This window comes from Candidatus Bathycorpusculum sp. (genome assembly GCF_009778815.1).
Taxonomy (GTDB): Archaea; Thermoproteota; Bathyarchaeia; order Bathyarchaeales; family Bathycorpusculaceae; genus Bathycorpusculum; species Bathycorpusculum hydrogenotrophicum.
The window spans coordinates 1-11,950 of the sequence record NZ_WRFL01000066.1 but is presented as its reverse complement, the minus strand read 5'-3'; the positions used below and the strand labels follow the sequence as shown (position 1 = coordinate 11,950).

Below are 11,950 nucleotides of genomic sequence, written 5' to 3'. Positions count from 1 at the left end.
TGGCCAATATTGTCTGCGGTATAGTCAATTTTCGCATATCTGGAACCTTAACAGCCTAAAAACGCAAACAAACACACCCAAACCACAGTTAAAAACACCAAAAATAATAAAGACTAAGGTCTATTCTTGTTTTATCCATTCTTTGAATTTCCAAAAAGCATAGAGAGGTATAGTTCTTTGTGTTATTTCGTCAAGTGAAGTTAGAACAGATTTTTCGGGGATTGAATTTTTGGCAATATTGTGTTATGGATCGAGCGTGTTTTGCCGTGCCTGATTTAACCTCGATAGGGATGATATATTTTTCGTCGTCGTGTACGATAAAGTCAACTTCTGCTTTTGCAGAACTCTCAGCAGTCCAATAGTACAGGTCTTTGTCCTTAATTTTGCCATACATCCGCTTAAGCTCGCAGGCAACAAAGTTTTCTGCCATTGCACCCTTAAACTCTTTGTAGGCAGGGGATCAGCAAATGCAATAGAAGAAGGCAAATCCGCGTGGCGTCTTAGTAACCCAATATCAGACATATATAGCTTGAAAAAGGTGTGATCAGCATAAGAGGAAATATGGTAGTTGGGTTTTTCGATGCATTCTACCTTATAGACAAGGCCGGCTCAGATAAGCCACATCAAGGCATCCTCTAAATCTTTTGCCCGCCAGCCTTTTTTGACTTGACTGAATATAAATTTGCGATTTTCTTTACCCAGCTGTCTGGGGATAGATTGCCAAACGAATGAAATTTTAGGATACTCTTTTGGTTCAGCATATTTAACAAAGTCTTTTTGGTAACCTAGAAGAAGTTAAGCTATCTTTTTTTGGACTACGTCAATGCTTTTGGTGTCAATCCAGACCTACACAACCTCGGGCATGCCACCAACAATGTGGAAATCTCAATACTTTTCCAATAGTTCGTTTCTAAAAGTTTTCCAAACACTATCACTAAGAGAACTTTTTTGCAACTCCTTTGCAAGCAATTCATTTTGAGCAAGTAAAAAATCATAGAAATTCACATGATAGAGAGTTAAGAACTCTATACATTGCCGACAGGAAAAGAAGTACCTTTTTTCATAGCCACTCCAAGCAAGGAGCATGCTGAAATAATATGGTATTGTGGGACGTAACTTTGTCAATAATTTAGCAAAATTACACCATAATTTTGGTATAATTCCTGCAAAATTACACCTTATCTAAAAAATATAAATTTGGTTGTTAGGGTTTTTTGGTTTTTAGTTTGCCAAACCCTAATGCGGCTTTGATTAGGTTTTCTAGTGCGGCATAGTCACTATGTTGCACAGTTATCTCTGCTGATTTTTGATAGCTACCGTGTTTGGCTTGCATGACATATTTTTCGAATTCATCGTCTAGGAGGTTTTGAGTCTTTATGGGTTTTCCATTCAGTAAACGGAGATTACAGTTGAGGCAGTATTCAAAGTCAAACTCCATTTTTCGGTTCTCAGAGTTGCCTTCACCAAAATAGTTGGGAGTTACGGCCAGTTTGGTGAATACTACGTCGTCGAATTCCACAAATACCACATGCGTTTTTTTGAGTTCGTGTTTGTGATCAGACATGCCATCACCGCTGAGATATCCCAATAACTAAGGGACATTTAGTTATTGTAGTTTGTTTGTTAACAGCGTTTGGACTAAAAACACTTTCTAGTTAACAACCAAAGGATGGTGCGTACGGGTGAGTTTGGGTTGGTTTTTGGTTAGGGGTTTTGGGTTTTTTCGTAGGCGTGGGCTATGTTTTTGGTTGTTAGAGTTCCAATTATTTGGGTGGGGTTTTCTTTTTGTACAACAGGAAGCAGGTCGATTTGTTCTTTGAGGCGGATTTTGTCGGCTTCAAGGATGGATTGGTCTTCGAAAAGGACAATGTACAACAGAGGTATCTGTTCAATGTGTAAAAGGTCGCGTTGTTGGTTGGGTATTTTTAGGATTTCACTCTGGGTTACGATGCCTATGAGGGCTCCGTTTTTTTGTACCAGTGCGTTGTGGTATCCGTTTTTGTTCATATGTTCTATGGCTTCTGTGAGGGGTTGGGTTGAGTCTATCATTGTTATGTCGGGTTGCATGGCGTCTTTGATGCGGATCGTTGCGAGTTGGCTTGCGAGTTTGGTTTGTTGGCCTTCTTGGTTTGCGCCTAAGTAGACAAATAATCCGATTATGATGAGTAGGAAATATCCGGGGAAGATGAAACCGATAATGACCATGCCTATGCCCAGTACGCGTCCGATGATTACTGCGAGGCGGGTTGCGCTGGCGTATTTCATGTGTTGTGCTAAGACGGCTCTTAGGACGCGGCCGCCGTCCATGGGAAAGGCAGGAATCAGATTAAAGAGACCCAGCAAAATGTTTAGGATGGCTAAGTCGATTAGGATGTTGCCGGTTATTGTGAATGTGAGGGCGGTGGGGATTAGTTGGGGTGAGATTGCTATGCCTATGGCTAGGATTATAGCGCCTAGTACGAGGCTTGTTAGAGGGCCGGATAGGGCCATGCGCCATTCTTGTGCGGGGTTGTTTGGGAGGTCTTCGATTTCTGAGACTCCACCGATGGGGTAGAGTACGATTTTGCGGACTTTTATGTTGTAGCGGCGGGCGACTAGGGAGTGGGCGAGTTCGTGAAAGACGACAAAGACAAACAGGGCGATGATTATGAAGAAGAAGTAGAAGTTTAGGTTGCTTAGCAGGGAGAGTGCAAAAATGGCTACTATGAGTAGTAAGAAGGTGAGGTGCAGCTCGATGGGTATTCCCCATATTGAGCCTATTTTAAAAGAAAATTTCATACATCTAGATTCTCGTGATGGACTTTTTAAATTTTCGATTTTGACTTGTATACACTAATACTGCAACCAATCGTTCCATTAGATACTGTATTGGTGACCGAAACGTTGATATTATTAAGAGGTATTACTACGGATTAAGTGTGAAGCTAGCAAGAGTTAGTCTTATACTTAGTTACTGGTAAAGAGTCAATGTTTTAAGCGGAATAAAGCTTAAAAGTATCCAGATATATTTGGCATTATTGACAGCAATCGCAATATGTGCGATTCAGTAAACGGTAAAGCTACAATTTAGCTACCAATCACAACATAAGTAAGGAGGAAAAAAAGTAATGTTATCACGTGACTGCGACGGATGCCCCGAAATGAAAGCATGCAGCAAACGCTTCACCATAACCGAAGTGTTTGACAAAGTCTACTGCCCAGACGGAACAGCCCATCTAATCGATGGCGCCTAAACCAAACAACAATAGTCTAAACAACCAATAAACAATAATCATCATCATTTTCTTTTATCTAATTTTAAAACAACAGCTACTGTTAACCAATCAGGTCTTCGCTAGGTTGGAGATAGGTGCAGTGTAAATTTTAATATTGCTGGTGCGTATTCTTGAAGCGAAAAATATGGATTATATAATAATCGCCGATGCATACGAGCAAATTGAGGGCACCGCTAAGCGCTTAGAAATGACTGATCACCTAGTTAGTTTGCTAAAAAAAACACCAAAAGATGTCATTTCAAGGGTGATTTATTTAACGCAGGGTAAACTCTACCCGGACTTTGTGGGCATAGAGATGGGCGTTGCTGAAAAACTGGCCATACGTGCTCTAATGCGCGCTACGGGCAATGGTGAAAACGCGATTCAAACTGAGCTACAAAAAAGTGGCGATATCGGTGAAACTGCAGAAAAACTCCTCGCCAAACACAAACAATCCACGTTTTTCACAAAACCCCTCACCGTACAGCGGGTCTATGAAACACTCGATAAACTGGCTAAAACCAGCGGCTCAGGTGCAGTAGACACAAAGATGGTGCTCTTTAGCGGGCTCTTAATAGATGCCTCCCCAAAAGAGGCTAAATGGCTCATTCGAACCGTCACAGGAAACCTGCGTCTTGGAATCGCAGACATGACCGTTTTAGATGCACTGGCTATCGCCTATGGCGGTGGCAAAGAAACCCGTGAGAAAATTGAGCGTGCATACAATATTTCCTCAGATTTGGGCAGAGTTGCAAATGTTGTAGCTGAAAAAGGAATAGAGGGTATTGAAAAATTCCAAGTTAGCGTAGGAGAACCTATTCGGCCCATGCTTGCGGAGCGGCTAGGGGTACCGGAGGAGATTTTAGAGAAATTTAGTGGCAAATGCCTCGCAGAATACAAATATGACGGTGAACGGATCCAGGCACACAAAAATGGCGACACCGTGCAACTGTTTTCCCGTCGGCTCGAAAACATCTCAAGCCAGTATCCCGATGTAGTAGAGCTGATCCGCACACAGATAACTGCTAAGGATGCAATCCTTGAAGCGGAATGTGTCGCTATGGATCTCGAAAGCGGGGATATGCGTCCCTTCCAAGAATTGATGCATCGCAGACGCAAATATGGCATACAATCCGCTATAACCCAATACCCTGTCTCGCTTTTTACATTTGACGCGCTCTATGTGGATGGAGTAGACTTAACCCAAACAGCTCTGCCACAAAGACGCCAAATCCTTGAGAAAATCATTAAACAAAACATCCGCCTAAAACCCGCCATCCAACAACTCGTCAAAACACCCAAACAACTCGAAGACTTTTTTGAGCGAGCTATAGAGGAGGGATGTGAAGGGTTGATGTGTAAATCAATTAGTGAAGATTCAGTGTATCAGGCCGGTAATCGCGGCTGGCTCTGGATCAAGTATAAGCGGGACTACAAAAGTGAAATGACCGATACTGTGGACTTGGTGGTTGTGGGAGCGTTTCATGGCCGAGGCAAACGTGTCGGCGCCTATGGGGCGCTACTCTTAGCAACCTATAATCCCGAAAACGATACCTTTGAAACCGTAACTAAATGCGGCACAGGCTTTACCGATAAAAATCTCAGCGATCTCTATAAAATGCTACAAACTCATGTGGTTGCCCGCAAAAATAGCCGTGTGCAGTCCACCTTGGAAGCAGATGTTTGGTTTGAACCCTCATTGGTCTTAGAGATTCTAGGCGCAGAGGTTACCCTTAGTCCCATTCACATGGCTGCGATGGACGCTATCCGCAAAGACAGCGGCATGGCCATTCGGTTTCCCCGCTTCACAGGCAAATACCGCACCGATAAGAGCCCCCAAGACGCCACCACTTCAAAAGAAATCGTAACAATGTACAATGGACAACTCAAAAAAATCGGCGACACCACACCATGAGCAGACAGGCTAAAAACTGATTAAGAGCTATGTGTAATGTAGTTGGAAAGGGAGATGCAAGTTGGCACAAGACTCTGAGAGAACAAAAGCAATGATCGCGTTCAAAAAACGTCTAGAAGACCAACTAGAAAAGTTAAACACTGAAATCCAAGAAGTACAAGCAGCACTTGATATTGTTAACACCATTCTCTTAGAGAAGGGCTTCAAACGCGGAGACCTAAAAGAGATTCACACCACACCACCACATGCTATACCAAAAGAAGTGGTATTGCCTAAATCCACTGAGCAACCAACTTCAACAACCCCGCCAGCATCCGCCCCAGCATCGGCAACAGCACCGGGGCCTGCAATTGTAACTGAGACAGAAACGGTCATACCTCTAAAAACCATGGCTGAGGAGCCTTTGGCATTGATGTATTTTGAGAAACAGCAAATACATGTTATGCCTGATGAGAGTAAAAACTTTAGCGTCAACACCCAACCGTTTACCACTTTCTTAGTTGAGAAAGTGTTTGCCAAGATGCAGGAAAAAGATAAAGAATTTGTGCGCTTAGGACAAATGACTCCGGATCGTATGTTTAGCTACAATATCATCCGGGAAGGCGAGTTCATCAAAGAAATAATCATAAAAAACGTTGATGAAGAACGACTAAAAGAACTTAAATCAAGCGTCCGCTGGACCCTTGAAAAAATGTATGAAAAAATGAAACCCCCTAGCACCAAAGACCCCCAAACCCCCTAGTCAGGGTTCTAAACGGTGACAGGGAACTAAGATGCAGTAACAGATAGTTAGAGCATCCAGCAACCAACAATATGTTTATAGATGTTTGGTTAGGGCCTCGGTTATGCGGGGTTTGGGGCATAAGCCAACAAGTCGATCAACTTCTACCCCATTTTTAAATACAATCATAGTGGGGATGCTGAAGACATTGAATTTTTCGGCAGATTGTGGACTCTCATCCACATCGAGTTTACCCACTAAGACCCTGCCGCTATACTCCGCGGCAATTTCCTCGATGATGGGTGCTAGGGCTCTGCAAGGACCACACCAGGTAGCCCAAAAATCCACCAGTGCAACAGAATTATTCTTGATGGTCTGCTCAAAATTTGAATCTGTAATATGTAAAGGTTGAGTACTCATATGTATCTCCATTAAAAAGCAAACACACATTTGATATAAAGCGTTCGCGACTCAGAAAACAACAGCCCCAAACAACAAAAAGCAAACAACCAATTTAGCCAGTAACCACCTACTACGGAATCCAAACAAACACCTCGGTCGTCTAAGAACCACAACCAAAAACTTGTCACTTGACATAAATATAAAAAGTGAAGAGAACGCCTGATTTTTCAGGCGCCTATTCGATTTTCCATTTCTTGGCGACTTTAACAACCAAGAATACGAGGAAAGCAACTATGACAAAGGTCATCAATGCGACAAGGAATTGTCCAACACCAAAAACGCCAATGCTATAGGTTGCCAAGTTATCTATGCCAGGAATTGCTAAACCGATCGCTGGCAGAAGCAAATTTGCAACCAAGGATTGAACAAGCGTACCCACATACAGTGCTATGATGAAAGCAACTGCAAGTCCAAAAATTTTGTATTTTGATAGAAATTCTTTGAACTCATTCCACAAGCCGTGAGGTGGAGGTGGAGGTGGAGGTGGTGTTTTTTCTATTGCTTCTCGGATTTTTTTTAATTCGGACAGTACTTCTTCTTGACTCAAATTTAGTCCCCTTACCGTAGTAGTACATTTAGTGCTTGGTTTAAAAAGACTTACCATTCTGTGAGTGATTACGTACACCCACAAAGCCACATATACAAAACCGAACCTCAAAGCTTCAACCAAGTATCCCCGTCAAGTCAGGATTGTAACATGAAGCTACAGATAGTCTACGGGGTTTTCAAAACCGCCTTAATCGATTGGCTAGATGACAATGCAGTTCTGCGCTCTGCGGCGTTGACTTTTTTTATTATTCTTCCGTTGCCCACCTTGCTTCTTATTGTTACAGCCATATTTGGGCTGTTTTTAGGGGAACAGCAGGCTATTCAAGTTTTAGTTCAGCAGATAAGTGCCGTGGTGGGGCCGGCGGTTGCTGATTTGTTTAGTCAGTTGATTAAAAATACGGGTTCGCCTTTTACGTCTGTTTGGACTGCGATAGTAGTGGTGGGTTTCTCGATTGGTGGAGCCATTGGTGCGTTCTCGGTTCTTAGTGATACTATAAACTGCATATGGGATATTGAGCTACCAAAGAGGCAACCGTTTTGGCGGCAGGTTAAACAAAAGATTAGGCCATTTGCTGTGGTGTCCATGCTTGGGTTGATTGTGATTGCTTGGACCAGTATTACGCAGGGTTTGGTTAGAGCCATAACGATGCTCTCTGGTAGCGAAATTTTGATTTTGGTAGAACTTACGGTTACGCATATTATGCTTTCGTTTGGAGTAACAACGCTACTCTTGGCGATTATCTACAAAGCGCTTCCAGAAACTATGGTGCAGTGGCGTGATGTTAGCTTAGCTGCGGTAACTACAGGTGTTGCTTTTACTCTAACCAACTATATTTTTGGCACCTACATTCAGGTATTTACTGTTACTACAGTTGCTGGCACCGCGGGCTCGCTTTTGATTATTTTACTGTGGATTTTTATTCTCAATCAAATCGTGCTCTTTGGAGCGGAGATCTCTAAAGTCTACGCTACCACAGTGGGCTCACACAAAACAAAACCAGCCTAAGAATAGAAAGATTAGAGGTTGGATTGGGCTATAGAGGGTAGTGCTTTTTGATGAATTGTCGTTTTTTCTGTGGTGGTTCCAACAGTCATATTGTAATCAGTCATATCTCCAAAAACAGAATGGATATATAGCGGGGTTAGGTTCTAACTTTATGTAAGTTTTAACGGTTTATATGTTGACGCATATACGTTAACACGTACTTTTTTTGGCATTGATTTTTATGAGGAAAATTTTTTATGAAAGAGAATTTTGGATCAGGAGTAAAATTTAAATTAAAACATCCTCAAAGGAATTTATTTGTTATTTCTTTGATGTTTATGTTAGTATTTTCTGTTTTATCGGTTTATATGTTAACGGCGAACGCGGCAGATCCAGTGTTTGTTGGAACTGAAACGGATCTTAGAGCGGCCATCACTAATGCCGCTGGACCCACCATTATTGCGCTTAACAACGATATCCAACTCACAAATACGCCCCTTAGCATTACATCTGGCAAAGATATTACGCTGATAAGCAACGACGGTACGGGCGTATTTTTTAAATTAATCGGTGTTTCGGGAATAAATACAATCACTATCAACTCGGGTGGAGCATTGGAACTTGACGGAATTGTTGTAACGCACAATAGCGGTGAGCTGGGTAGAGGGGTGTATGTTGATTTTGGTGCAACACTTACTCTAAGTAGTGGTGAGATTACAGAAAACGACATCTATACAGGCGGCACCATTAGCGATGCCCAGTATGGCGGCGGCGTTTATAACTGGGGTACCTTTACCATGAATGGAGGTACAATCAGCCAAAACTCGGCTTATAATGGCGCAGGAGTCTATAGCATAATCAGCTTTACTATGAATGACGGAATTTTCTCTGAAAATACTGCCGCAGGTGCCGGAGGCGGAGTTGCTAATTTGGGCACCCTTGTGATAAATAATGGAACGTTTTATAGAAACCAAGCGGTAAATGGCGCAGGAGTCTATAGCGGCGTTTATAGCACCTTCACCTTGACCAACGGTGCTTTCTTAGAAAACCAAGCGGTAAATGGCGCAGGCGGGGGAGTCTACAACGATGCTTATAGCACCTTTACGCTCATAGATGGACTTTTTTCCAGAAACCAAGCGGTTACGGGCGGCGGTGTATATAATTTAGGTCCCTTTGATATGATTGGCGGCATTATTGGCGGTCCCACTATAGCCGATGGCAACATTGCGACTGACGACGGCGGAGGAGTCTGCGATAATGGTCATTTTAGTGTTTTTAACATGTATGGCGGTATGATTGCTAACAACACTGCTTCAAATTATGGCGGTGGTGTAGAGAGCGCGGCTGGTGTGTTCAATATGTTTGGCGGTGAGATTGCTGATAATCATGCTGGCTTTGGAGGCGGAGTCTTCATTTGGGATATAAGCACAGTCAACATGGAAGGCGGCACACTTTTTGGTAACACAGCCACCTATTATGGTGGAGGGGTGTACAATTTTGGCGGCACCTTTACAGTGTTTAGTGCTGATGTGGTAATTGCTAACAATTCTGCGGGCTATGATGGCGGCGGAGTGTATAATGATGGATCTTTTATAATGGCAGGTAATGCAGTGATTGCTAATAACACAGCCACAGATAATGGCGGCGGAGTGTATAACGCAGGCCCTAATGCCAAATTTACCATGACTGGCGGCATAATCGGCGGCGAGGGTGGTATTGGTGGTAATTCAGCTTATGATGGCGGAGGGGTGTATAATGATCAGGGCACCTTTACAATGTCGGGCAATGCTACCGTATTGGGCAATAGAGCTACTTTTGGCGGCGGGGTATACAATAATGGAGGCCTATTTGACTTAGGTGATCCCGCTTCTTTGGAGATAGTTCGTATCTCAGGCAACACAGCCACAAGCAATGGCGGCGGCGTATACAATACAGGCGCCACGGCCCTTTTCAACATGTTTAGCAACGCAGTCATATCAAACAACACAGCCGGCATTGATGGCGGCGGGGTATTCAATGTTAATGCAGGTGTGTTTAACATGTTTGGCGGTGAGATTGTGAGCAATTCAGCTGGTACCGGAGGCGGAGGAGTAGATACAAGCGGCGAATTCACCATGTATGATGGAAAAATTTCATTTAACACCGCACACGGCGCCGCAGGAGTACTAAACTACCACAACTTCAACATGCTAGGCGGCGAAATCACAAACAACACCTCCACCGGATATGGCGGCGGAGTAGAAAACAACGGCAGCAGCGCACTGGGTCTGGCCACCTTTAACATGTATGGAAACACAATCATTGCCAACAACACTGCAATATATGGTGGCGGCGGTGTATATAATTCAGATAATGCTATCTTTAACATGCACAACAGCGCGCTAATCTCAGACAATAGAGCTGTTGGCTCTAGTAGTTCTGATGGCCGAGGCGGCGGGGTACACAATAGCAACAACGCCACGCTAAACATGTTTGATAGTGCGGTTATTTTAGATAATTTTGCGCTCTATGGCGGCGGAGTATTTAATGATTTTAACTGTACAACTGCTATGGCAAATGACTCAGCGATCTTAGACAATACCGCAACCTATTATGGCGGTGCAGTATACAACTGGAACCCCTACACAACCACACCATCACTCATCAGCATGACCGATAGAGCAACCATCTCAGGTAATTCTGCGACTTACTATGGCGGCGGCATACAAAACACCGACAACGGTCTTATTCGCCTATCAGGTGAAGCGATCATCTCTAATAATTCGGCGCTCTATGGCGGAGGCATATATACCATAAGCACACTCCCCAATGCGGTCATCATAAATGGCGGCATCATTGCAAATAATTCAGCTCGCAGTGGAGGAGGAATATACACAAACAGCCAACTCACCATGACCAATGGTATTATTGCAAATAATACTGCGGTTGTTGATGGCGGAGGCATGTATATTGCATCAGCAGGATTTGTCGAGCTACTAACTGGATCGGTTTATGGTAATGTTGCAGGTAACAATGGTGGAGGTATCTGGGTTGCTTATGCAAATCTAAATCATCTCTTTGTTTTTGATGGTATGATATTTTCCAATAACCGTGCCTCAATGGCATACAACCGAAACCCCATAGACGACGCACTATACCACGCCCAAATAGGCGCTAATGTAGTCTGGACGGTACCTTTCACTCAGGGGTATAACAACTATGACATAAGCTACACAAACGGCACACCATTCATACTCTATACTGTGACTGTGATTGATAGCTATGCACCAATAACAGGTGCAGGCGAATATCAAGCAGGCGAAACCGTTACCATAGATGCTGGTGTCCGACCCGGCTACACCTTTGTTGGCTGGATTGTTAATGAAGGTGGTATCACGGTGCCCGACGCTCAAATAGCAACCTTTACTATGCCTCCAAACGATGTTGTCGTAACAGCCCTCTGGAGTCCTAATATCTACCACATCTTCTATGTGTTAAATGGTGGAATCAATGACCCCTCAAACCCCAACACCTACACCGAAGCGGATTTGCCGCTACCTATAGCTAATCCCACAAGACCCGGCTACACCTTTGAAGGATGGACAGTACGGTACACAGACGGACAGCCCGACATAACCCAACCCACTCCCGACTACATCATACCCGTGGGAACCACAGGCGACATCACCCTAACAGCTCACTGGCTAGAAGAACCCACTCAGAGCAGTTTTAGCGTTACTAAACTAACCAACCCCGCTGGATCACCCACAGTCTTTAACTTTGTCACCTCTGCACCGCCAGGAAGCTTTAGCTTAACTGATGGCACGACTTGGAACAGCGGCAATCTAGCACCGGGTAGTTATACGGTTACTGAGATAGCTCAAGCAGGCTGGGACCTAACCAACATAATCATAAACGACCCCACCAACAACTCATATGTCGATTTAGCAACACGCACCGTTTTTATCAATCTAGATCAGGGAGAAACTATATCCATACTCTATCAAAACACAGAACAAGCACCCCAAACAGGATCCATAACAGTTCTCAAAACCACCTGCCCAACCGACACAGCCAACAGCTTC

9 protein-coding genes and 1 pseudogene are annotated in these 11,950 nt (G+C 43.7%); 5 read left to right on the top strand and 5 right to left on the bottom strand.

Going from position 1 to position 11,950, the window contains the following annotated elements:
• Nucleotides 1–190 precede the first annotated feature (190 nt).
• From FWF39_RS10365 to FWF39_RS10355, 3 genes and pseudogenes are all read right to left on the bottom strand, one after another.
• A pseudogene (locus FWF39_RS10365) lies at nucleotides 191–433 on the bottom strand (DUF4143 domain-containing protein); the annotation flags it as partial.
• A 771-nt stretch (nucleotides 434–1,204) separates the two neighbouring features.
• Nucleotides 1,205–1,564 carry a hypothetical protein gene (locus FWF39_RS10360; protein WP_343383366.1) on the bottom strand — a complete coding sequence of 120 codons (360 nt, stop codon included), beginning with the start codon at nucleotides 1,562–1,564 and terminating at the stop codon, nucleotides 1,205–1,207.
• A 140-nt stretch (nucleotides 1,565–1,704) separates the two neighbouring features.
• Nucleotides 1,705–2,778, bottom strand: coding sequence for a site-2 protease family protein (locus FWF39_RS10355; RefSeq protein ID WP_343383365.1), 1,074 nt, complete (start codon nucleotides 2,776–2,778; stop codon nucleotides 1,705–1,707).
• 329 nt (nucleotides 2,779–3,107) lie between these two features.
• Here FWF39_RS10355 and FWF39_RS10350 point away from each other — a divergent pair, with 329 nt between their 5' ends.
• The 3 genes from FWF39_RS10350 (at nucleotide 3,108) to FWF39_RS10340 (ending at nucleotide 5,911) form a co-directional block, all read left to right on the top strand.
• On the top strand, nucleotides 3,108–3,233 hold the full coding sequence (locus FWF39_RS10350; RefSeq protein ID WP_343383364.1) for a hypothetical protein: 126 nt from the start codon (nucleotides 3,108–3,110) through the stop codon (nucleotides 3,231–3,233).
• 166 nt (nucleotides 3,234–3,399) lie between these two features.
• Complete coding sequence (locus tag FWF39_RS10345; protein ID WP_343383363.1) at nucleotides 3,400–5,169, top strand: ATP-dependent DNA ligase; 1,770 nt, start codon at nucleotides 3,400–3,402, stop codon at nucleotides 5,167–5,169.
• A 61-nt stretch (nucleotides 5,170–5,230) separates the two neighbouring features.
• On the top strand, nucleotides 5,231–5,911 hold the full coding sequence (locus tag FWF39_RS10340; RefSeq protein WP_343383362.1) for a hypothetical protein: 681 nt from the start codon (nucleotides 5,231–5,233) through the stop codon (nucleotides 5,909–5,911).
• A 75-nt stretch (nucleotides 5,912–5,986) separates the two neighbouring features.
• Here FWF39_RS10340 and trxA read toward each other — a convergent pair whose 3' ends face one another.
• The gene (gene trxA, locus FWF39_RS10335; RefSeq protein WP_343383361.1) at nucleotides 5,987–6,310 is read right to left on the bottom strand and encodes a thioredoxin; all 324 of its coding nucleotides are present in this window, start codon (nucleotides 6,308–6,310) and stop codon (nucleotides 5,987–5,989) included.
• Between the two features lie 217 nt (nucleotides 6,311–6,527).
• On the bottom strand, nucleotides 6,528–6,899 hold the full coding sequence (locus tag FWF39_RS10330) for an MscL family protein (RefSeq protein ID WP_343383360.1): 372 nt from the start codon (nucleotides 6,897–6,899) through the stop codon (nucleotides 6,528–6,530).
• A gap of 150 nt (nucleotides 6,900–7,049) precedes the next feature.
• Between FWF39_RS10330 and FWF39_RS10325 the strand changes: the two genes are divergently transcribed.
• Nucleotides 7,050–7,907 (top strand): YihY/virulence factor BrkB family protein, encoded by an 858-nt coding sequence (locus tag FWF39_RS10325; protein WP_343383359.1) that lies wholly within the window; start codon nucleotides 7,050–7,052, stop codon nucleotides 7,905–7,907.
• Nucleotides 7,908–8,254: 347 nt separating this feature from the next.
• The coding region (locus FWF39_RS10320) for an InlB B-repeat-containing protein (protein ID WP_343383358.1) at nucleotides 8,255–11,950 on the top strand (3,696 nt) is incomplete at its 3' end.

What these genes read in the sequence shown, in the direction of transcription:
- FWF39_RS10345 (WP_343383363.1), top strand. Translation starts at nt 3,400, where the DNA reads ATGGATTATATAATAATCGCCGATGCATACGAGCAAATTGAGGGCACC.
- FWF39_RS10355 (WP_343383365.1), bottom strand. Translation starts at nt 2,778, where the DNA reads ATGAAATTTTCTTTTAAAATAGGCTCAATATGGGGAATACCCATCGAG.
- FWF39_RS10360 (WP_343383366.1), bottom strand. Translation starts at nt 1,564, where the DNA reads ATGTCTGATCACAAACACGAACTCAAAAAAACGCATGTGGTATTTGTG.
- FWF39_RS10350 (WP_343383364.1), top strand. Translation starts at nt 3,108, where the DNA reads ATGTTATCACGTGACTGCGACGGATGCCCCGAAATGAAAGCATGCAGC.
- trxA (WP_343383361.1), bottom strand. Translation starts at nt 6,310, where the DNA reads ATGAGTACTCAACCTTTACATATTACAGATTCAAATTTTGAGCAGACC.
- FWF39_RS10325 (WP_343383359.1), top strand. Translation starts at nt 7,050, where the DNA reads ATGAAGCTACAGATAGTCTACGGGGTTTTCAAAACCGCCTTAATCGAT.